Origin of the sequence: Microcystis sp. LE19-84.1B (assembly GCF_027531875.1) — a bacterium.
GTDB classification, from domain to species: domain Bacteria; phylum Cyanobacteriota; class Cyanobacteriia; order Cyanobacteriales; family Microcystaceae; genus Microcystis; species Microcystis panniformis.
Genome location: NZ_JAPZSR010000225.1, coordinates 1 through 21,669 on the forward strand (window position 1 = coordinate 1; position 21,669 = coordinate 21,669).

Below are 21,669 nucleotides of genomic sequence, written 5' to 3' on the forward strand. Positions count from 1 at the left end.
TGTCAGTCTGTAGAGCGACCATAAGACCAGAACAGAGTAAATCTGTTAAGGCAGGTGCGAAAAATCCTTCGGGAAAGAAGCAGAAACCCAAATCGTGAGGTTTGGGAATCGCCGTCCGTTTTACGGCGGCGAGGATGTCAAGTGTCAACATATTAGCTATGTACACTGATTCCGGAGGATTGTCTATTCAACTTAAAATTTGATGTTATAGGGGTATTATGGTTGTCAATGTAAAGTTTTATTACAGGATTCAACGTTTCTGGGTTTTTCCCTAGTTCTAAGACTTGTCATGTCTGTCTCAATCAAGTGGGTAGTTTTCCGCTTGAGGTTAGAAATTGGACTTGTGTGCATTGTAACACAACCCATGACCGGGACATAAATGCGGCGATAAATATCAGAAATGAAGCCTTACGGATATTATCGTTAGGAAAAGCGCGATACTGCCTATAGAGGGGATGTAAGACCAAAAGCTGGGCGTAAGTCCATCTTGAGGCAATCCCCCGTGAAATAGGAAGCTCTCAACTCTGTTGAGAGTAGTTCACCCCCCTGAGTCGTAAACGCTAAAAGCGAGGGACAGAATTCGAGAGAAATCATCTGAGGAGCCACCACACCCTCAGCCTCTCTGTCCGGTAACGATGTAAGATACCCTTTGGGCGATATTGGTGGCGTGATCGGCCATGCGTTCCAGATGACGGATTAGTAAAGCCATCAGCAGGATTGGTTCCACCACACCCTTAATATCTCTTTGATGGGCGAGAGTGTGATAGAGATAATCATAGGCTCGATCGACCGTATTATCTAGTTCTTTGACCTTTGGACCTGCTTCTTGATCGAGGTCAGCCAGGGCAACAAGGCTCGTGGCTAACATATACTGAGCATGGTGGGACATAGCCTCGATCTCACTCATACAATCGTGGGGAGTATAGGCGAATAATTTGAGAGCTATTTCCGCCAAATCCTTGGCATAATCGCCGATACGTTCCAAATCGCGCACTAATTGCATAAAAGCACTTAAAAGCCGCAAATCTTGGGCTACGGGAGCCTGTAGAGTCATGAGAGTGGCACAATCTAACTCGATTTGACGGTAGTAGCGATCGATTTCCTTGTCAAGGAGGGGGATTTTTTTCGCCATTTCCAAATCCCTAGCAAAAAGGGATTGATGGCTAAGACGAAAGGATTCTTCGACCAAGGTTCCCATTCTCAGCACATCCTGTTCCAATCGCTGGAGAGAACGAGCGAAATAGGTGCGATCGCGATGATTGGTTTCTTTGGATAGGCTCACGGTCGGATTCGCTTAACATAAAACTACTCTTTCTCTACAGTGATAACAAGAAAATTTTCGGTTTTGTACAGTTGTCTAGAGAACTTGACAGATTTTTTTCTCTAGGGGAAATGGGGGAATGGGGGAATGGGGAAATGGGGGAATGGGGAAATGGGGAAATGGGGGAATGGGGAAATGGGGGAATGGGGAAATGGGGGAATGGGGAAATGGGGGAATTCAACTAAAACCCTAAAACCCTAAAACCCTAAAACCCTAAAACCCCAACACCCTAAAACCCTAAAACCCTAAAACCCTAAAACCCTAAAACCCTAAAACCCTAAAACCCTAAAACCCTAAAACCCCACTGCCTTTTTTTGACGGGGGAGAGTGACTTGTAGGCGAGCGCCACCGGTGTTAGGATCATTTTGAGCGACGATCGAACCGCCATGGGCTTGAATAATCTCTTTGGCAATCGATAAACCTAAACCGGTACTATGATCCTTGCTGCCTTGTTTTTGACGGGTGCGGGAAGGATCACCGCGAAAGAGGCGATCAAAAACGTAGGGTAGATCCGCTTCGTTAAATCCCTTCCCGTTGTCGATAACGTCAATTTTCAGCCATTTTTCCCCGATAGTATCGGATATTTCCCGAATTTCTAGGCGTATTTTCCCCTGATCGGGACTATACTTAATGGCATTATCAAAGAGATTCAGGAAAACTTGCAGCAGACGAGAACGATCGACTTCTACCGTCCAATCCACCGGAGAGGAATAATCTAAGCTAATCTGTTTTTGGGCGGCTATTGGGGTGACAGTCTGCCAAGCGGTGCTGATTAGAGCCTGTAGATTAATCATCTGGTATTGTAAAGATCGCCCCGCATCCGCTTGTAATTCACTGATTTCTAGCCAATCGCGCACTAATTGGCTCAAACGCTCCACTTCTTTCGCCATTTGTTCTAACCAGCGTCTTTCGGGAGCTTGGAGGCGTTTTTGTAAAGCTTCGGTGAGGAGAGAAATAGAGGTTAAGGGAGTGCGTAACTCGTGAGTTAAGTCAGAGAAAGCTCGCTCGCGATTTTGCGATAATTCTACTAAAGGCTGTCTATTTTCGATAAATACAGCGATTTCACCTTCTGGCAGCGGATAACCGTAACCCTTCAAGGCAATCGATTTAGGAGCAATCACTTGGCGATCGCTAATGGAGTTGACAGGATAATTAGTCGGGTAAAAAGTCCAAGTTTGCACCTGTGGACTCTGTTTTTGGCGAGTTTCTTGAATTAATTGATCTAATTCGTAGGAGCGTACCAATTCCAGCAGCAGACGCACTTGATCTGGCTGCCAGCGATCGAGTTTTAAGAGGGTAATTGCCTGTTGATTGCACCAGAGCAGTTGATTATCGGCATCTATATGAAGATAGGCGATCGGCGCTAGTTCTAGCAAGGATTTCTGAATTTCTAAGCTCTTTTCTCGCTCTTGCAGACTTTGGGAGAGAAACTGTAATTCTCGACGCACCAGGGAGGTAACGGGAAAAGAGGCCGATAAATCCACCGAATCCGAGAGAGCGATCAGGTTTCGCTTTAACTCTCCATTTAAGCGTGAGACTTGCCAATAACAAATACTCAAACCTAAAACTACTCCGAAAATAAAAGCGAAAATAGTCATTATCCCAGAAAGCGGCGATCGCTAAACTTGAAAATATAATCGCTCACCTAGCCAAAACGATAACCGAAACCGCGTACAGTAATCAGGTATTCCGGTTGACTGGGATCGATTTCCAGTTTTTCCCGTAACCAGCGAATGTGAACATCGACAGTTTTGGTGTCTCCTAAAAAATCTGGTCCCCAAATTTGTTCAATTAACTGCTCTCTTGACCAAACTCGGCGCGGATAACTCATAAATAGGTCGAGGAGACGAAATTCTTTAGGAGAAAGGTTAATTTCTTCATCTCGCACCGTCACCCGACATTCTTGGGTATAGAGAAAAACATCGCGGAATTTTCGCACGGGAGCGGCAGCTAGGGAAGTAAATCCTTGACGACGAATGAGAGCGCGACAACGAGCGACTAATTCTCGCATACTAAAGGGTTTAGTCAGATAATCATCGGCACCCACTTCTAAACCCAAAACTCGATCGGTTTCGCTGGCCTTAGCACTTAAAATTAAAATCGGGATAATATTGCCGTGATAGCGCAACAGACGACAGATATCAAGACCGTTGATTTGGGGTAACATTAAATCCAAAACGACCAAATCAAAACGAGATTCACCGTGATTAGATTCTTGACTTTGCAGTAATTCTAGGGCAACGCGACCATCACTAACACCGAGAGCCTCGTAACCTTCTTCTTCCAAAGCCAAAATAATCATATCCCGAATCACTTCTTCATCTTCAACGATTAAAATCCGATGATTGGGAACGAAATCCGTACTCGCCGACAAGGGGGGGTTGTCAAGGGTTAACATAAAAATACTTGATTATTCGTCCTAATTTTATCTCAATTTGTCAACCCGCATTCGTTTTGGAAGGCTAGAGCCGAATGTTATTACAGTTATCTACATGGTTAGAGGTGGAATCCTATCTAGAACAATCTCAGGGAATTATTATTCCCATTGGTTCCACGGAACAACACGGGCCGACGGGACTGATTGGTACAGATGCTCTATGTGCGGAGGCGATCGCTAAAGGAGTAGGGACACAGGTACAAGCAATGGTAGCACCCACCTTAAATGTCGGTATGGCCCTACATCACACGGCTTTCCCCGGTACAATTAGTCTTCGTCCTAGCACTTTGATTCAAGTCATCCTCGACTATGTGACTTGTTTAGCTAGAGCCGGTTTTCGTCAATTTTTCTTTATTAATGGTCACGGGGGTAATATTGCCACCCTAAAAGCCGCCTTTGCGGAAACCTATTATCATTTGGATGCCCTCAATTTGCCTAACACAAACGAGGTTAAATGTCAAGTGGCCAATTGGTTTATGGTGCGAGAAGTTTATCTTTTAGCCAAAGAATTGTACGGAGATAAGGAGGGTTCCCACGCTACACCGAGCGAAGTGGCGTTAACTCAGTATCTTTACCCTGAAAGTCGTAAAAACGCCTTTTTATCGGATAAAGTGGCTTCTGGTCATGATATTTACGGTGCGGCTAATTTTCGCCAAAATTACCCCGATGGTCGTATGGGTTCCAATCCTGCTTTAGCGACTCCCGAACACGGTCAGAGGTTCTATGAATTAGCCGTGAAAGAATTGAGTAATACTTATCTGGAATGGCTCTCTTGTTCTTTGTCCGAGTGATAGTGACTAAGCCACCGAGATCCGGAATAATTTAACTGTAACCCTAAGTGAGTGGTTTCAATTAAATTGAAGATAGATTTTGTCTTTGATCCCCCCTGCCCCCCTTGATAAGGAGGGTGCCGATCCCCCCTTAATCCCCCCTTAATAAGGGGCAGATCCGAACAATTTTTAACCCCCACCCACTTAGAAAGAAAACTTAAATATCCAAGGAGAAAATTGATGATTACCACCACTGACAATAACTCCAATCAATCTCTGGTTAGTTTGCGGGAAATACAAGAATTTTCCATCGCAATTACAGCCAAAAGCCTCAATCCCGCCATGCTAACGGTTGATTTCCTCAAATATTCGGGAATAGTTCCCCCCGACTGGGAATTGAACGGCCAGCCGGTACTCAATCCTAATTACGCTCAAGTTAATTTTCAAAATGGCATCGGCATCGCCGCCCAACCCCGGAAAATTACCTTTGTGGAGATGATTAACTCTCCCGATAGCCTGAACCTGAAACTGCCGGAAATTGTCGGTTTATATCTAGATAAACTCCCTTTAGCCGAATATCAAGCCCTGAGTATCGCCCCAAAAACTATTGTTCCTCTCCCCAGTAGCCCCGATGCCGCTAAAAAATACATCACCGAAACTCTTCTGGCCCCCGGTCCCTGGCTCAATTTCGGTATAGCCCCTCTACAAGCCAGCATCAATCTACTTTATCAATTAGAAACCTCTCAGCTATCCGTGGCGATTAACGAGGCAAAATTGCAATTACCCGATGGCCAAACCTTAGCGGCGCTACTATTTGCCGGCAACTTTAACTATAATCTGGCCGAGGGCAGCGATCGATTGAATCTGCTCAAACAATATCTAGGACAATGGCAAAAAGACCTAGAGATTTTCCGAGAATTAGTCACTCAGCGTTTTCTGGAAAGACAAGTGCCAGTTTTCCCCTCTAATATCAATCTGCCCCTAGGACCCCAAGATGGACTGTAATCAGTAGTCAGTCAATATTTACCGATAACCTAAAACACATCCACCCCCGCAAACCCTTGTATTTTGGCATTAGCAGCTTCCCCACAGCTGCGCGGGGTGGGGAATAATTTCCCCGGGTTAGCTAAACCTTTGGGATTAAAGCAATCCCGCACATAGCCCATAGTTTCTAAGTCAATCTCGTTGAACATAGCGGGCATATAACAATTTTTATCGATGCCGATACCATGTTCACCTGATAAACTGCCCCCAACCCGCACACAAAGCTTGAGAATTTCACCGCCTAATTCCTCCACTTCTGCCCAGGCCCCCTCTACCCTGTTATCGTAGAGAATCAACGGATGTAAATTACCATCCCCCGCGTGGAAAACATTGGCGATTTTATAACCGTATTTTTCACTTAAAGCCTTAATTTCCTGAAGAACAGACACCAATTGAGTGCGCGGAATCACCCCATCCTGCACAAAATAATTAGGGCTAATTTTCCCCGCCGCCGCAAAAGCCGCTTTTCTGCCCTTCCAGAGTTTCAAGCGGGTTTCGGCATCATTAGCCGTGGTGATATTTCTTGCCCCATTTTGACGGCAAATCTCGGCAACCCGATGTTTATTACTGGCGACTTCTACCCCTAAACCATCCAATTCCACTAATAAAACTGACTCGGCATCCCGCGGATAACAGCCGGTAGCCACCACGTCTTCCACGGCGTTGATACTGAGATTATCCATAATCTCCATCCCCGCCGGAATCATTCCCGATTTAATAATATCCGCCACCGCTTGGCCCGCCGCCTCGATACTGGTAAAATCGGCCAGTAAAACACAGATAGATTCCGGAGTTTTCAGGATTTTTAAGGTGATTTCCGTGGCAATGCCTAAAGTTCCCTCGGAACCCACAAATAAACCGGTTAAATCGTAGCCCGGTTGTTCCGGTACTGTTCCCCCCACATCGATAATTGAACCATCGGGAAGGACGATTTTTAAGCCCATAACGTGATTGGTAGTGACACCGTATTTTAAACAGTGAACCCCGCCGGAATTTTCCGCCACATTACCACCGATCGAGCAGATAATTTGACTAGAGGGATCCGGTGCATAATAAAATCCCGCCCCGCTTACTGCTTGTGTCACCCAATTATTAATCACCCCGGGCTGCACCACCACCCTTTGATTATCTAAATCAACCCTGAGAATCTGATTCATCCGCGCCGTGACGATGAGAATCCCCTCTTCTAAGGGTAACGCCCCTCCCGATAAGCCCGTTCCTGCCCCCCTCGCTACCCAGGCAATCTCGTTATCGTGACAGAGTTTCACCACCGCCGCAATTTCGGCGGTGCTGCGGGGCAGTACCACAAGAGCGGGTCTTTGTCTGTATCCTGTGATACCATCGCACTCGTAGGTTAATAATTCATCTTTGCGACGGATGACTCCATCTTTGCCGAGGATCGTTTCTAGCTGTTTGATCAGATTGGGGGAGATTTTCGGGGGATTTTTGAGTAACATAGGTTTCAGAGCGGCGGAGTCGCCATAAAATCGCTCTATAGGTTAAAATTTCGCCAAAAAGCCTGAAATGAAGCTTTAAAAACTGCTCTCTCCTATTTTACCACTATAACTCCCTCCTCTGTAGATAGAAACCTGCAAGAGTCCGGATTATAGAGAAAATTGCCGATAAATTTCCCAGTGCTTACCGTTATGAATTAGGAGGGTAATTTCATCGATCATCACCTCAAAAAATAGCTCTTGATTAGCATATTTTGACCAAGCTTTCCAGAAATTATCTTTAGTTAAATCTCGGAAGCCAACGGTTAAATGGGGCGCAAAAGCTCGGCTTTTTGAGGCATTATCGCTGATATTCAAGGAAGATTCTAGCTGCTGTAAAAGCCGTTTTTGCAGAGTTAATAATTCCGGGGTTTTCTGGACATTAATATAAATGACTCGCGGTTTAAAGGCAGAAAAATTCTGGAGAATTAGGGGAATAGGAGAGTGCAAGCGGGCAAATTCCTCTAAACATCTTTCTAAATCTGGTAATTGTCCTAAATTCCACCGGAAAGGCGGTTGGAGAGTGACGTGGGGAGGCGATTTCAGGGCAGCGCGACTATTGTAAATTTCTGCAAACTCTAACTTGATTTTTGTGGCAATTTCCTGTACTTCTGGCGGCGGCAAAAGCGCGATAAAAAATAGAGATCCCTGGGGTTGATTCATGGAAGCAAGCAAAGCTACAGAAATGAGGCTGTCACCTCGATTCTAGCAGTCTTCCACAACTCTAAGCTAATTGTATAAGCTAAGACGTATTTAAACCGCTTATTCTTAGATTAGCCGAATCTCCCCCCCCCTTGCCCCCCCGACATCGGGGGGGTCTTGCCTCTTGCCCCTTGCCTCGTCTCAACAAGCAATTTAAATTAGGAAGAGCTTAGTTCTGTTACATGGCACCCTCGACGGCCAAGATTAATCGGTATAATTATATGATTGTTAATCCGTCCTAGCCGCCTGAAAATTTATGCCCTGGTTTGTCAAGATAGAAAAAGGCATTGTTGATAAAACTACCTTCGATCGCTATGTCAGCGCCCATAAGGACTATGTGCGTGATTTAATTAGTCAAGGACGAGCAGCAAAAAGTGGTTATTGGGCAGAAAAGGGCGGCGGAATGTTATTATTTAAAGCCGATTCTCTTGAGGAAGCTCAGGCAATTATAGTTCGCGATCCTTTAATCGAGAATGGTTGTGTGGAATACGAACTCCATGAATGGCGAATTGTCGTAGAATAATCTAGCTTTTCAGTCAACAGTAAACAGTAATCAGTAATCAGTGAAAAGACGGCAATGTTAAGCTGTTGATTATCTAAATATTACTCCTTAAATACTGCCTAGTAGTGGGGAGATGGGGGTGGAGAGTGGAGTCAGGAGACCACTTCGTGCGCGTTGCGGGGGGAGAGGGAAGATGGGGTGCTTTTTTGCTGTGAACTGAAAACTTACATCTGATAACTGATCACTGATAACTGATCACTGATAACTGATCACTGATAAGCTATACTGGGGGAACTGTGGTGACAGCACGGTTGCTGCTGCCGATCATTAAATTGTCCCCAGTGAATTTGAGGAATTAACTTTGTCTAAACAAGATCTCATCGAAATGGAAGGAACCGTCACCGAATCTTTGCCCAACGCCATGTTTAGGGTGGATTTAGATAACGGTTTCAACGTCTTAGCTCATATATCCGGCAAAATCCGCCGTAATTATATCAAAATCCTCCCCGGCGATCGAGTCAAAGTGGAACTGACCCCCTACGACCTAACCAAAGGCAGAATTACCTATCGCTTGAAAAATCAGAAAAAATAGCGATAAATAGGGGCAGAGAAGCCAAAAAGCCTAATAAGCAGCCAAATTTATTTTAAAAAAATAGGTGACACGAGTAAAAGAAATCTGATATAATAATAAGCTTGCAGTGTTGCCAAAATAGTTAGGCATGAAAGTTAGAGCGTCTGTCAAAAAAATGTGCGAAAAGTGCCGCGTCATCCGTCGGCGCGGTCGGGTCATGGTAATTTGTTCTAACCCCAAACACAAGCAGAGACAAGGTTAAACCACCAAAGTCACTGTCTTGGGGCAGAGAATCGTTACCGTTAATTGTAGTCGTTTTTGGAAAAAAAATCGTTCATAGGGAGAAAGAAAAAGCGTGGCAAGGATAGCTGGTGTAGACCTACCTCGCGATAAGCGTGTGGAAATCGCCCTGACCTACCTCTACGGAGTGGGTCTATCGCGTTCCCAAGAAGTCTTATCCGCGACGGGTGTTAACCCTGACACTCGGGTCAAGGATCTCAGCGATGAAGACGTGGCGGCGCTACGGACTTATATCGAAACAAATTATCAAATCGAGGGGGATTTGAGACGCTGGGAGGCGATGAACATCAAACGCCTCGCCGATATCGGCACCTATCGAGGTCGTCGGCATCGGCTAGGATTACCCGTGCGCGGGCAACGGACGCGAACCAATGCGCGGACCCGTCGCGGTCGTCGGGTGACAGTGGCAGGGAAGAAAAAAGCCCCCTCCAAGAAATAATTTTTTATTCATTGCGATATCCCCCAATCAAGAAAAACTATGGCGCGACCAACCAAAAAAACCGGACCGAAAAAACAGAAAAAAAATATTCCTACCGGAGTCGCTCACATTCAATCGACCTTCAACAATACCATTGTCACGATCGCCGATACCAAAGGCGATGTGATCTCTTGGGCATCGGCGGGATCGAGTGGTTTTAAAGGAGCCAAAAAAGGAACCCCCTTCGCCGCCCAAACCGCCGCCGATAACGCCGCCCGCCGAGCGATCGAACAGGGAATGCGTCAACTAGAAGTGATGGTTAGTGGCCCCGGGGCAGGACGGGAAACCGCAATCCGGGCCCTGCAAGGAGCAGGATTAGAAATCACCCTGATCCGGGACGTGACTCCCATCCCCCACAATGGTTGTCGTCCTCCCAAACGCCGGAGAGTGTAAACAGTGAACAGCTTTTTCAGGTGACAGGGATCTTGAGGCCGACAGCCGTTAGCTTTGAGCGCATCAGCAGCAGAATCGGGTCGTCAAAGACCATCTGCTCAAAAAGCTAAACGCCGAACGCTAAACGCTGAAAGCCAAAGAAAACTGATAACTGATAACTGATAACTGAAAACTGAACAAGGGAGGTCAATCGGTGGCGCAATTTCAAATCGAGTGTGTAGAAGCAAAAACTTACAAGAATCAGAGTCAGTACAGTAAATTCGTACTAGAACCTCTAGAAAGAGGCCAGGGTACGACCGTAGGTAATGCCCTGAGACGGATTCTCATTTCCAATCTGGAAGGGGCGGCCGTGACGGCCCTGCGGATCGCGGGAGTCAATCACGAATTTGCCACCGTCCAGGGAGTACGCGAGGACGTGATGGAACTCATGCTCAACATGAAAGAAATCATCCTCAAAAGCTACACCAATCAAACCCAGATCGGGCGTTTAGTGGCAACTGGACCAGCGACAGTAGTGGCGGCACAATTCGATTTACCCTCAGAAATCGAGATAGTTGATCGCAATCAGTACGTCGCTACCCTGGCCGAAGGGGCCAAGCTAGAGATGGAATTTCGCGTGGAAAAAGGCAAAGGCTACCGGGCGATTGATCGCAGTAAAGAAGAAGCCACTTCGCTGGACTTTCTGCAAATCGACTCGATTTTTATGCCCGTAACCAAAGTCAACTACAGCGTCGAAGATATCCGTTCCGAAAGCGGTCAAGCTAGAGATCGTCTGCTCTTAGAAATTTGGACAAACGGGAGCATTAACCCCAAAGAAGCCCTTTCCCAAGCGGCCGATATGCTGGTTAATCTCTTTAACCCGCTCAAGGATCTCAACGCCCTCGAATCCTCCGGTAACTTTGACGACCAAGAGATCAACCAAGAAAACCAAATTCCGATCGAGGAACTACAATTATCCGTGCGCGCCTACAATTGCCTAAAGCGAGCGCAGATCAACACCGTAGCCGACCTCCTCGATTACAGCCAAGAAGATCTCTTAGAAATCAAAAACTTTGGGCAGAAATCGGCGGAAGAAGTCATTGAAGCCCTACAAAAACGGTTAGGCATCACCCTACCCCAAGAAAAAAGCAAGTAAACCCAATTCCAGGAAAATACCATGAGACATCGGTGTAAAGTGCCTCAATTGGGTCTGCCGGCTGACCAAAGAAAGGCACTGCTGCGCAGCTTGGCCACCCAGCTAATTCGCCACGGTCAGATCACCACCACCCTAGCGAAAGCGAAAGCGGTGCGAGCAGAGGTAGACCACATTATCACCCTAGCTAAAGACGGTTCCCTGAGCGCCCGTCGCCAAGCTATGGGCTACATCTACGACAAACAACTGGTTCACGCCCTCTTTGAAGGCGCCCAGGCCCGTTATGGCAACCGTAACGGCGGTTATACCCGGGTCGTGCGTACCCTGCGCCGTCGCGGGGATAATGCCCCCATGGCGATTATCGAACTGATGTAACGATGACAGCTTGCCCCCAGTCGCGGATCGCCCTAGTTATCCAGTATGTGGGAACTAATTTCCACGGCTGGCAACGGCAACCCCATCACAGGAGCGTGCAGGAGGAAATCGAGAAGGCTCTGGCCGATATTCTCGGTCATGACGTCACTCTGCACGGGGCCGGACGTACCGATAGCGGTGTTCACGCCGCCGCCCAAGTTGCCCATTTCCAGCAGCAGAGTCCGATCCCACCTGCCCATTGGGCCAAGGTTCTCAATGCTCGGCTAGATGACGATATCGTCATTCGGGCCTCGGCTCAGGTTCCCGATCGCTGGCACGCCCGTTTCTCGGCCCTCTGGCGACGTTATCGTTACACCCTCTATACCGACCCCATCCCCAATCTCTTTGTTAGTCCCTTTAGTTGGCACTACTACCATCGTCCCCTCGATGCCGATTTGATGGCCAGGGCCCTGGCTCCCTTATTGGGTAAGCACCATCTGGCCGCCTTTCACCGTGCCAACTCTAGCCGTGACCATTCTTGGGTAGAAGTACAGGGGGTGGAATGCTACCGTCAAGGGCCGTTTGTACAGATGGAAATTCAAGCCAATGGCTTTTTGTACGGGATGGTGCGGCTATTGGTGGGAATGTTGGTGGAGGTGGGAACTGGTGAGCGATCGCTAGAAAACTTTACCGACATCTGGGTCAATCAGCGCCGAGAATTGGTCAAATACGCCGCGCCAGCTAAAGGACTATGTTTACTGCGGGTGGGTTACGCCGATTTTCCCTTTGCCGATAGCGTCTGGTGCGAGACTCAGCCTCTTTATTATTTCCGAGCAGAGGGGATAGGGGAATAGGGACATGGGGGAATAGGGAGATAGGGAAATGGGGGAATTTCAACTAAAACCCTAAAACCCTAAAACCCTAACCCCCCAACACCCAGGTGGGCAATAAAAAAAATTAATTTTTGTAAAGCAAGGCAAACTGACCATGAACAAAACACCGCTACCAAATTTAGAGACTCTAGAGCAGAAATGGTACGTCATTGATGCGGCCGATCAGCGTCTAGGTCGTCTGGCCACCGAGATCGCGATGATTCTACGGGGCAAAAATAAAGCCACCTTCACCCCCCATCTGGATACGGGGGATTTTGTCATTGTTATTAACGCCGAAAAAGTGACGGTGACGGGCAAAAAACGCCAACAGAAAGTTTATCGCCGCGACTCCGGCAGACCGGGTGGTATGAAGGTAGAAAGCTTCGATAAACTGCAAAAACGCATTCCTGAACGGATTATCGAACACGCTGTTAAGGGAATGCTCCCGAAAAATAGCTTAGGTCGGAAATTGTTCACGAAACTGAAAGTTTATGCGGGTGCGGAACATCCCCATCAGGCACAACAACCGGAAGTTTTAGCGATTAATACGATTCCCGCAGGAGGAAATTAAGTCAATGCAAGCCACGGACAGTAAAAATAAGGTAGTTTATTGGGGAACGGGACGACGCAAATCAGCGGTCGCTTCCGTGCGTCTGGTGCCGGGGACGGGGGCAATTACCGTTAACGGTCGCGATGGAGAAACCCATTTTAACCGTATTCCCACCTATATCCAGACGATTAAGGCTCCTCTGGAGACCTTGGGACTGGAAAACGAGTATGATATCATCGTTAAGGCCGAGGGCGGTGGTTTGACCGGCCAAGCGGACGCGGTGAAATTGGGTGTCGCTAGAGCTTTATGTCAATTGGCCCCGGAAAATCGTCCTCCCCTCAAGAGTGAAGGTTATCTGACTCGGGATCCCCGGGCGAAGGAACGGAAAAAATACGGTCTTCACAAAGCGCGTAAAGCGCCTCAATACTCGAAACGTTAGGTTAATAGAGAGGTTTATTATGCCGAAAAAAATTCATCCTACTTGGTATCCGGAAGCTAAGGTGATTTGTAATGGTGAAGTGGTGATGACGGTGGGTTCGACCAAACCAGAAATTCATGTGGAGGTTTGGTCGGGTAATCATCCTTTTTATACGGGAACCCAGAAGATGATCGATACGGAGGGCCGGGTCGATCGCTTCTTGCGTAAGTACAAAATGGGCGATAAGTCAAGCAAAAAGGCTGATCAGAAATAATTCTTTACTTTTGCCTTTTTGACCCGGTGGGGAAATTTTTCCGCCGGGTTTTTTGCTATTTTTAGGCTGGTAGGGTCATTATCCTAAATCCGGTTATTAAAGACTAATTATTTATTCTCCCTTTTGCATCAGTGCCTGTCTTCATACAGCGTTTCTCATAAAGATGAAGTATAATCTGATGCGGTATTGGCGATCTCATACTGTTGCCTACACCCTATTTTTAGACTCGCTCCCAGATTTACTAGCACAAGTTGCTCAAAAAGTCAAGCAAATAAAAGATACAGAGCAGAGACAAAATTTTGTCAGTTGTACGGGACTTTTTTGCGCGTATTTAAAGGAAGGCAGCAGCTTTATTCGATAGAATCATAAAATTTTGCCTTACTATTTGGGTATCGGGATGATTTTCTCCTAATCTTTCTTGATAAATAGCAATAGCTCTCACATACAACGGTTCCGCTTCTGCGTATCTGCCTTGGTATTTGTATAATCCCGCTAAATTATTGAGACTGGCAGCAACATCGGGATGGTTTTCTCCTAATAGCTGTTCCCGCAGAGAAAGGGAGCGCTTATACAACGGTTCCGCTTCTATGTATCTGCCTTGGTATTTGTATAATCCCGCTAAATTATTGAGACTGGCAGCAACATCGGGATGGTTTTCTCCTAATAGCTGTTCTTTCAGAGAAAGGCATCTCTTAGACAAGGGTTCCGCTTCTGCGTATCTGCCTTGAAAGCGGTATAATTCCGCTAAATTATTGAGAATGGTAGCAAAATGAGGATGGTTTTCTCCTAATAGCTGTTCTATCAGAGAAAGGCATCTCTTACACAAGGGTTCCGCTTCTATGTATCTGCCTTGACTGAGGTATAATTCTGCTAAATTATTGAGAATGTTAGCAAAATAGAGATTGTTTTTTCCTAATAGCTGTTCTATCAGAGAAAGGGAGTGCTTATACAACGATTCTGCTTCTGTGTATCTGCCTTGGCATTGATATAATAGTGCTAAATTATTGAGACTGGTAGCAACAATGGGATGGTTTTCTCCTAATAGCTGTTTTATCAGAGAAACGGAGCGCTTATATAAGGGCTCCGCTTCTGCGTACCTGCCTTGGAATTCATATAACACTGCTAAATTATTGAGAATGTCAGCAACAATTGGATGGTTTTCTCCTAAGCGAGATTGGATTTCTTCACAACATTTTGTTAAGGTAACTGCTGCTAAATTATATTCTCCCTGTCCCTTATAAAACAAAGCTAACCCAAGAAACACCAAAATTAAATTATCTTCCGGGTTGGGAATATCATCTAACATGGTTTGACTGACAAGTTGCAGATGGGGAATTGCGGGAGTTACCGCTGCAATAATCTCCCTTGTGGGGGTTTGCGGGATAGTTTTAGCAATAGTTAACAAAGTTTCCACAAAAGCGCATCGATAAAGAGAATTTATCTGAGGAATTGCCTGTAATTGCTGTTGAAAAAATTCTCTCACGAGGGGATGAATCCGATAAAAAGAATAGTCCTCATCCACGGGTTGCATCAGATGAGAATTATCCAATTGTCCCCGCGCTTCTTCCAGTTCGCTTTCGGTAATTTCCGTGGATTTTGCCGTATATTCTAGCAACGTCCAAGCAATAGCCACCGGTGCGAATAAACTCAACAGCATTGCCACTTTTTGACCAGCAAAACTTAAATCATCCCAACTGATTTTAATTGCGGCTGCTACCCCTAAATGTCCATAATCTTTGTGGTTTCTTTCCTTGGTTAAAGCAGTATGAGCTAAATTTAATTTATCGCGTAAATGGCTAAACTTTAAATGACGATTTTTTGCTAAATATTCCCCCACTAACTCCACTGCTAAGGTTAAGCGTCCTAAAATTTCGTGACAAATCTGTTCTACTAAAGCTTTTTCTTGCTCAACTTTAGCAGTACCAACAATTTTGGTTAATAATTCTACACATTTATCTAAGGGTAAAACATCTAAAGCTATAGACTCAAATTCCGTACTAAGACACCTTTCCCTAGTGGTGACTAATATCTTAATCCTAGAATCTTTTGGTAACATTCGATCGGGAATTCTGTCGATATTGGGGACATCATCGAGAATTAATAATAATTTTCCCTGCTGAGGTAGCCAATTTTGCCAATACCAGTTCACTTGTTTTTCTAAAGATTCTTTTTTCAATATTTCTGGTAAAGATAGATAGGGAGCGGCTAATTTAACTATTTCTTCTGCTAAACCCGATAGTCGCAAGGATAACCAATATTGTCCCGCGTATTCCTGTTGGTATCGTTTCGCATATTCTAAAGCTAAAGCGGTTTTTCCTATTCCCCCTAACCCTTCTACTGCACAAACAATCACCCCTTGTTCTGTTTGCAATTGCTGATGAATTAAGGTTAACTCATCTTCCCTCCCGACAAAATTAACCGTACTTTTGCCCACATTACTAGGGATAGAGGGATTACTTACTTTTTTAGCCGATTTTTCACCCCTGCAATCAAAGGACGCTTCTTGACTCTCGCTGGCGACTAAATCCCATTTTTCCCGTTCAAAATACCGAATTAGTCGGCGTAAATCTTCGATTTGCTGCTTGATCCTAACTTTTTCTTCCGGTGCGATTGTGATTAAAGTGTTTCGCTTTCCCGCTAATTGTTCTTTCAAGCATTGAATATTGTCTTGGAGGTTTTGTAATTCGTCAGTAGCCATGGGAAAATAAGCTTAAATTAGCCAATTAATTCAATTATGATCTATTCATCTAGAAATGTCATTCCTTTGGCTGTCCCCCACTCCCCAACACCCAACCCCCTCACGGATCACAGAAAAAGCCTAGCTCAATCTGGAAATTTTGATTATGATCATTAAGTAATTGATTTGTATTTGTGATATAGATTCAAAGGAGAGAAACGGTGTCCACAGAAGTCATCGAAAAGCGTTCCACAGCGACAATCCGTAAACCAGCACCGCGTTATCGCGTTTTACTCCACAATGACGACTTTAACTCGATGGAGTATGTGGTTCAGAGTTTAATGCAAACGATCGCCGGTATGACGCAACCCCAAGCAGTCGATATCATGATGGAAGCGCACACGAATGGTACAGCCTTGGTGATTACCTGCATCCAAGAACACGCGGAATTTTACTGTGAAACCTTGAAAAATAAAGGTTTAACCAGCAGCATCGAACCCGATGAATAAAAGATTGCGGGTAATTGCCACTTACCCAGTCCCCCTGCGACTGGGAATTTTTATTTTGCTCTTACTTTTTCTCTGGTTGCCGATCGCACTTCCCCTCTATCACTTTTTTGCCACTAATGCTAATCTGGTCTCAATTTTGACCCTTTCTGTTCTCTATCTGGAATTTTTGGGGTTATCCCATTGGTGGGGACGGACAATTTATGGCGATGAGGGATTAGCCGATTATGGGTTGATTTGGCGAAGAAAAACGCTGATCGAGTTAATTAACGGGTTAGCGATCGGTTTATTTTTCACTTTCTCGCTTTTTCTGTCCCAAGCGTTCCTAGGTTGGTTAAATTTCTTACCCGCAAATCCCCAAATCAGCAAAATCATCCTGGAGGGGTTTTTAGTCGCTTTAGCGCTGGGTTTTGCCGAAGAATTGCTATTTCGGGGCTGGTTACTGGGAGAATTAGAAAAGGATTATCGTCCCGCTATCGCTCTAGTGATTAGTGCCTTAATTTTCGCTCTTGCTCACTTTATTAAACCTTTAGCCGAAATTATCCGCACTTTTCCCCAATTTCCTGCCTTAGTCTTGCTAGGATTGATTCTCGGTTGGGCAAAACGCGCCTGTGGTGGTAATTTGGGTAAAAGTATCGGTCTGCACGCGGGTTTAATCTGGGCATACTATATATTAAATGTGGGTCAGTTAATTAAATACACTGGTACTGTTCCCGATTGGTTAACTGGAATCGATAAAAATCCTTTAGCGGGAGTGATGGGTTTACTTTTCCTGACAATTCTCGCTATCTGGATCAGAAAAAAAGCAGTTTTGAGTGAACGATAGGGGATTAAATCAATTACTATAAAGGGGAAATTGCCCATGAGAGTTATAACCGATGAATCGATTATTATCTTTTCTAGAATATCGCCCGCGTTTGCGTAATATCCTATCTTTTTATTTCTCTCTTATCGTCATGCTGTTGATCGGTGTAGGCAAAGTCACGGCACAAGATTTAAATAAATGACGTAATCTTGTATTTTCTCCCTCTACCCTTGTCCTATAAGTTTTGCTAACAATCTGATCCCCGTCAGGGATAAATATTGGATACACTGGATTTCCATCACTTACCCAAAAATAACATTGCCAAAATGAGATAGCTTGCCATAAACGTTGAAATGTGTCTGCACTATGTTGCCGAAGGCACTCGCCTTGGGAGACCACCAATTACCCATCCAAGAATTCCATCTCGAAAGTGGTCAACAGCGTAATTTCAGTTCCGGTGCTGATTCGGATCATCTTTCAATTTGACAACGCCTAAAAATTTCACTTAACCCCTCTCCCAAGAGGGATAAACCCACCACCATCGTGGTCATTGCTAATCCGGGGAATAAAGTGGTCCACCAGATACCTGTAGATAAATCCGCCAAAGCTTCCTTGAGATCATGACCCCATTCCGGCACTTCTTCTGGTAATCCTAAGCCTAAAAAGCCTAAACCGCCTAAAACCAGGATCGCATCTGCTGCGTTGAGGGTAAAAAGAACCGGGACACTCTGGACGACATTAAAGAAAAGATATTTTGATAATATACGACCCGGTGTAGCCCCGATCGCTCGGGCCGCTTCGATAAATAACTCATTTTTAACGCTGGCGGTTTGATTTCTGACCACGCGAAAATATTGAGGAATATAGGCAATACTAACAGCGATCGCTACATTGAGGATACCACGACCCAAAACGAAAGCGAGAGCCACCGATAATAATAACCCCGGCAAGGTGTAGAGGGTATCCATGAGAAAGAGGAGAACGCGATCGATCTTACCTCCCAAATAACCGCTAATTAGTCCTAAAGGAACCCCGATGACTAAAGATAATCCTGTGGCCAAAAATACCACGGACAAGGCCGCTCGCGCCCCGAATAGGGTGCGGGAAAAGACATCATAACCGCGCACATTCGTCCCGAACCAATGGGCGGAACTGGGGGGTTGTAGGGGATAATTGCTTAAAATCTCGGTTGGATCCTGAATCAGGCCGATCGCTTGCAGAAGGGGCGAAAACAGGGCAATCAGGATAAAAATAATTGTCAATACCAACCCAACCCCTAGGAGCTTAGTGGTTAGGTTGGGTTTCAGAAAAGGATCGATCGGCAATTTAACAGGAGTCATCGACAAAATTCAGCCATGGCATAGAACGCTAATTGTAGAAGACAAGGCTAACCTGCGACAAGAGCAGTGTTTTTTTCAGACAGCCGGGGCCGAAACGACCATAAACCAGAGCAAGACTGCTAAAGCTAAAACAGTTAGTTTAATCAGGATATAAAGCAGTCCGTTGGGATAAAGGAGATCGTGAAACATATTACCTCCTCGGGAGAGAGTAGCGATTGTCCCTCTCTATCTTTGATCCTAAGTCTTTTTCTGTTCACCTGACGCACAACTTAACAAAACGTGCGATTATAGGGAAAAAGATTTTTTTTACTAGCTATGGCATTACTGACCACAGGAAAACCATTTATTCGCGATCTGGAACAATACGGCGCTTTAGGCGTTTACGCACCCTTAGAAGGGGGTTACGAGGGACGCTATCAAAGACGTTTGCGGGCCACTGGTTACAATGTCCTGCATATCACCGCTAGAGGTCTAGGGGATTTAAGTGCCTATCTTACCGGTATTCATGGAGTCCGTCCCCCCCATTTAGGTAAAAAAAATATTGGTCGGGAAGCAGCCGTGGGACCGGTTTATTTTATTCCTCCCATTGCTACCTATCAATTGGAAAATTTACCCCCCAAATCTAAAGGTTTAGTGATTTGGATTATTGAAAGTTTTGTTTTATCCTCGGAAGAAAAACAATACTTAATTAATCTTAGTCAACAGGAACCTCGGTTAAAATTTGTCCTCGAGTTGGGTGGGGAAAGATATTTCCGTTGGCAACCTTTGAGCAAATCCTTAATCGCTGCCTAAATTACCGAAATAACACGGGTACCGAAAGATATCCCCCTCAACCCCTCTCCCCGGAGAGGGAGACTTCAATTCTTGAGAGTTTGTTGTTCCTTTCTCACCCTTTGGTAGCTATTTATTTAAGTAGGGAGGCACAATTCTTTGTAGTATGGGTTAGCGGTAGCGTAACCCATGCGGGAGTTGGGTTTCATGCTTCAACCCAACCTACGTTCATCTTATATTTAATTCCACCCACCCACTTAATTTTCTTAATTTTGCGAGTTGGTCTAGGTGAATTTGCAATAATATGGGATATCGTTGCCGCAAAAAACCTAGGAGTTAGATCGTGACAGTAAGAGTTCGTATTGCCCCCAGTCCCACGGGAAATTTACACATTGGAACAGCGCGCACAGCCGTGTTTAACTGGCTTTTTGCCCATCATCACCAGGGTAAATTTATCTTGCGCGTGGAAGATACAGATTTAGAACGTTCTCGACCAGAATATACCGAAAATATTCAAGCGGGCCTACAATGGTTAGGATTGAATTGGGATGAAGGTCCTTTTTTTCAAACTCAACGCCTTAATTATTATCGTCAGGCGATTCAAACCCTGCTCGATCGAGGTTTAGCCTATCGTTGTTATTGTACCCCGGAAGAATTGGAAAAAATGCGGGAAGAACAAAAAGCCCGCAATCTTGCCCCCCGTTATGATAATCGTCACCGTTATCTCACCCCCGAACAACAAGCGCAATTCGAGCAAGGGGGGAGAAAAGCAGTAATTCGTTTTATTATTGACGATGATCGAGAAATTATTTGGCAGGATTTAATCCGGGAAAAAGTCATCTGGAAAGGTAGTGATTTAGGGGGGGATATGGTGATCGCTCGTACCTCGGAAAATGGGGAAGAAAACTTCGGTCAGCCTCTCTATAATTTAGCGGTAGTTGTTGATGATATCGATATGGCAATTACCCATGTTATTCGTGGGGAAGATCACATCGCTAATACGGCTAAACAAATTCTTTTATACGAAGCTTTAGGGGCAAAAGTGCCGGAGTTTGCCCACACTCCTTTGATCTTAAATCAGGAGGGTCGTAAGTTATCTAAACGGGATGGAGTCACTTCGATCGATGATTTCCGAAAACTGGGTTTTTTGCCGCAAGCTTTGGTTAATTACATGACTCTCCTCGGTTGGACTCCTCCCGATTCTACTGAAGAAATTTTTACCCTTGAAACGGCCGCTAAAGTGTTTAGTTTAGAACGGGTAAATAAAGCGGGGGCAAAATTTGACTGGACTAAACTGGATTGGATTAATAGTCAATATCTCCATCGTTTAACCGGTGAGGAATTAGTGCCTTTACTCCTTCCCTACTGGCAAGAAGCAGGGTATAATTTTGCGGCTGAAACCGATCGAGCTTGGTTGATCGGTTTGGCTACTCTCATCGGTCCGAGTTTAACTCGTTTAAGCGATGCTGTCGCTGAAAGTCGCTTACTTTTAACCCCTGTGGCTAATTATAATCAGGAGGCTTTAAGTCAATTACAATTAGAGGGAGTTAAGGATATTATCAAGGATATTCTCGCCGCTATTACTCCCGATTTGACTGGAGAAGTTGCTAAGGGAATTGTGGAGACAACAACTAAAACCCATCGGGTTAAAAAAGGTCTAGTAATGAAGTCTCTACGCGCCGCTTTGATGGGGGAGTTACACGGTCCAGATTTAATGCAGTCTTGGCTACTTCTCAATCAAAAAGGTTGGGATATATCCCGTCTTCAGCAAGCAGTAAATAGTTAAATTGATTGGCTATCAGTTATCAGAAAATTTCTCGTATATTAGGGTTGACAAATGCCCTAAGATTGCTATATACTTTCTAGTATAATGGGAATCCGTGTCGCCCTGCATACCCTGCTCGTGATCGATTACTGAGGGGACGGGGGCGGATTTTTCCCCTAGCTGTCAGGGACGAT

24 protein-coding genes and 2 pseudogenes are annotated in these 21,669 nt (G+C 45.2%); 18 read left to right on the forward strand and 8 right to left on the reverse strand.

The features are described 5' to 3' along the window. Positions 1 to 255 precede the first annotated feature (255 nt). Positions 256 to 511: pseudogene (locus tag O9324_RS13020) on the forward strand (zinc ribbon domain-containing protein); the annotation flags it as partial. A gap of 102 nt (positions 512 to 613) precedes the next feature. On the opposite strand, the gene phoU reads toward O9324_RS13020, so the two are convergent. From phoU to O9324_RS13035, 3 genes are all read right to left on the reverse strand, one after another. Continuing rightward, positions 614 to 1,282 (reverse strand): phosphate signaling complex protein PhoU, encoded by a 669-nt coding sequence (gene phoU, locus O9324_RS13025; protein ID WP_287633568.1) that lies wholly within the window; start codon positions 1,280 to 1,282, stop codon positions 614 to 616. 332 nt (positions 1,283 to 1,614) lie between these two features. Beyond that, positions 1,615 to 2,919 (reverse strand): sensor histidine kinase, encoded by a 1,305-nt coding sequence (locus O9324_RS13030; protein WP_288140405.1) that lies wholly within the window; start codon positions 2,917 to 2,919, stop codon positions 1,615 to 1,617. A gap of 47 nt (positions 2,920 to 2,966) precedes the next feature. After that, positions 2,967 to 3,719, reverse strand: coding sequence for a response regulator transcription factor (locus tag O9324_RS13035; RefSeq protein ID WP_288140406.1), 753 nt, complete (start codon positions 3,717 to 3,719; stop codon positions 2,967 to 2,969). 74 nt (positions 3,720 to 3,793) lie between these two features. Here O9324_RS13035 and O9324_RS13040 point away from each other — a divergent pair, with 74 nt between their 5' ends. Together O9324_RS13040 and O9324_RS13045 are read left to right on the forward strand one after the other, a co-directional pair. Beyond that, entirely contained in the window at positions 3,794 to 4,549 is a 756-nt protein-coding gene (locus O9324_RS13040; protein WP_288140407.1) for a creatininase family protein, read from the forward strand. A gap of 219 nt (positions 4,550 to 4,768) precedes the next feature. Continuing rightward, positions 4,769 to 5,533: a hypothetical protein gene (locus O9324_RS13045; protein WP_288140408.1), complete on the forward strand. Its 765-nt coding sequence runs from the start codon at positions 4,769 to 4,771 to the stop codon at positions 5,531 to 5,533. Positions 5,534 to 5,562: 29 nt separating this feature from the next. Here O9324_RS13045 and glcD read toward each other — a convergent pair whose 3' ends face one another. Continuing rightward, positions 5,563 to 7,029 carry a glycolate oxidase subunit GlcD gene (gene glcD / locus O9324_RS13050; RefSeq protein WP_288140409.1) on the reverse strand — a complete coding sequence of 489 codons (1,467 nt, stop codon included), beginning with the start codon at positions 7,027 to 7,029 and terminating at the stop codon, positions 5,563 to 5,565. Positions 7,030 to 7,176: 147 nt separating this feature from the next. Further along, positions 7,177 to 7,728, reverse strand: coding sequence for a 2'-5' RNA ligase family protein (locus tag O9324_RS13055; RefSeq protein ID WP_002770320.1), 552 nt, complete (start codon positions 7,726 to 7,728; stop codon positions 7,177 to 7,179). A gap of 295 nt (positions 7,729 to 8,023) precedes the next feature. Between O9324_RS13055 and O9324_RS13060 the strand changes: the two genes are divergently transcribed. The 11 genes from O9324_RS13060 (at position 8,024) to rpmE (ending at position 13,611) form a co-directional block, all read left to right on the forward strand. Further along, complete coding sequence (locus O9324_RS13060; RefSeq protein ID WP_288140410.1) at positions 8,024 to 8,290, forward strand: YciI family protein; 267 nt, start codon at positions 8,024 to 8,026, stop codon at positions 8,288 to 8,290. Positions 8,291 to 8,630: 340 nt separating this feature from the next. Then, the gene (infA, locus tag O9324_RS13065; protein WP_002737109.1) at positions 8,631 to 8,861 is read left to right on the forward strand and encodes a translation initiation factor IF-1; all 231 of its coding nucleotides are present in this window, start codon (positions 8,631 to 8,633) and stop codon (positions 8,859 to 8,861) included. Positions 8,862 to 8,988: 127 nt separating this feature from the next. After that, complete coding sequence (gene rpmJ / locus O9324_RS13070; protein WP_012593611.1) at positions 8,989 to 9,102, forward strand: 50S ribosomal protein L36; 114 nt, start codon at positions 8,989 to 8,991, stop codon at positions 9,100 to 9,102. A gap of 93 nt (positions 9,103 to 9,195) precedes the next feature. Continuing rightward, positions 9,196 to 9,579, forward strand: coding sequence for a 30S ribosomal protein S13 (gene rpsM, locus O9324_RS13075; protein WP_002735415.1), 384 nt, complete (start codon positions 9,196 to 9,198; stop codon positions 9,577 to 9,579). Positions 9,580 to 9,618: 39 nt separating this feature from the next. Continuing rightward, complete coding sequence (gene rpsK / locus O9324_RS13080) at positions 9,619 to 10,011, forward strand: 30S ribosomal protein S11 (protein ID WP_002735413.1); 393 nt, start codon at positions 9,619 to 9,621, stop codon at positions 10,009 to 10,011. Between the two features lie 193 nt (positions 10,012 to 10,204). Further along, complete coding sequence (locus O9324_RS13085) at positions 10,205 to 11,146, forward strand: DNA-directed RNA polymerase subunit alpha (protein WP_002766101.1); 942 nt, start codon at positions 10,205 to 10,207, stop codon at positions 11,144 to 11,146. Positions 11,147 to 11,167: 21 nt separating this feature from the next. After that, complete coding sequence (gene rplQ, locus O9324_RS13090) at positions 11,168 to 11,518, forward strand: 50S ribosomal protein L17 (protein WP_002766099.1); 351 nt, start codon at positions 11,168 to 11,170, stop codon at positions 11,516 to 11,518. A 2-nt stretch (positions 11,519 to 11,520) separates the two neighbouring features. Continuing rightward, on the forward strand, positions 11,521 to 12,351 hold the full coding sequence (gene truA / locus O9324_RS13095) for a tRNA pseudouridine(38-40) synthase TruA (RefSeq protein WP_288140411.1): 831 nt from the start codon (positions 11,521 to 11,523) through the stop codon (positions 12,349 to 12,351). 133 nt (positions 12,352 to 12,484) lie between these two features. Then, a complete protein-coding gene (gene rplM / locus O9324_RS13100; RefSeq protein ID WP_002735375.1) occupies positions 12,485 to 12,940 on the forward strand; it encodes a 50S ribosomal protein L13 in 456 nt (151 codons plus the stop codon). Between the two features lie 4 nt (positions 12,941 to 12,944). Further along, complete coding sequence (gene rpsI / locus O9324_RS13105) at positions 12,945 to 13,358, forward strand: 30S ribosomal protein S9 (protein ID WP_002737094.1); 414 nt, start codon at positions 12,945 to 12,947, stop codon at positions 13,356 to 13,358. 19 nt (positions 13,359 to 13,377) lie between these two features. Beyond that, positions 13,378 to 13,611 carry a 50S ribosomal protein L31 gene (gene rpmE / locus O9324_RS13110; protein ID WP_002735793.1) on the forward strand — a complete coding sequence of 78 codons (234 nt, stop codon included), beginning with the start codon at positions 13,378 to 13,380 and terminating at the stop codon, positions 13,609 to 13,611. A gap of 331 nt (positions 13,612 to 13,942) precedes the next feature. On the opposite strand, the gene O9324_RS13115 is transcribed toward rpmE, so the two are convergent. Next, entirely contained in the window at positions 13,943 to 16,309 is a 2,367-nt protein-coding gene (locus O9324_RS13115) for a tetratricopeptide repeat protein (RefSeq protein ID WP_288140412.1), read from the reverse strand. A gap of 200 nt (positions 16,310 to 16,509) precedes the next feature. Between O9324_RS13115 and clpS the strand changes: the two genes are divergently transcribed. Further along, a complete protein-coding gene (gene clpS, locus O9324_RS13120) occupies positions 16,510 to 16,797 on the forward strand; it encodes an ATP-dependent Clp protease adapter ClpS (protein ID WP_002738526.1) in 288 nt (95 codons plus the stop codon). Next, positions 16,790 to 17,620, forward strand: coding sequence for a CPBP family intramembrane glutamic endopeptidase (locus O9324_RS13125; RefSeq protein WP_288140413.1), 831 nt, complete (start codon positions 16,790 to 16,792; stop codon positions 17,618 to 17,620). The genes clpS and O9324_RS13125 overlap by 8 nt, the downstream gene beginning before the upstream one ends. Before the next feature lie 177 nt (positions 17,621 to 17,797). Here the strand turns inward: O9324_RS13125 and O9324_RS13130 are convergent. Together O9324_RS13130 and O9324_RS13135 are read right to left on the reverse strand one after the other, a co-directional pair. Next, positions 17,798 to 18,041 (reverse strand): annotated as a pseudogene (locus tag O9324_RS13130) (IS1-like element transposase); the annotation flags it as partial. Positions 18,042 to 18,069: 28 nt separating this feature from the next. Beyond that, positions 18,070 to 18,939: an ABC transporter permease gene (locus O9324_RS13135; protein WP_287627682.1), complete on the reverse strand. Its 870-nt coding sequence runs from the start codon at positions 18,937 to 18,939 to the stop codon at positions 18,070 to 18,072. Positions 18,940 to 19,254: 315 nt separating this feature from the next. Here O9324_RS13135 and O9324_RS13140 point away from each other — a divergent pair, with 315 nt between their 5' ends. Beyond that, a complete protein-coding gene (locus tag O9324_RS13140; RefSeq protein ID WP_002747620.1) occupies positions 19,255 to 19,731 on the forward strand; it encodes an NAD(P)H-quinone oxidoreductase subunit N in 477 nt (158 codons plus the stop codon). 322 nt (positions 19,732 to 20,053) lie between these two features. Beyond that, positions 20,054 to 21,496 (forward strand): glutamate--tRNA ligase, encoded by a 1,443-nt coding sequence (gltX, locus tag O9324_RS13145; protein ID WP_288140414.1) that lies wholly within the window; start codon positions 20,054 to 20,056, stop codon positions 21,494 to 21,496. Positions 21,497 to 21,669 lie beyond the last annotated feature (173 nt).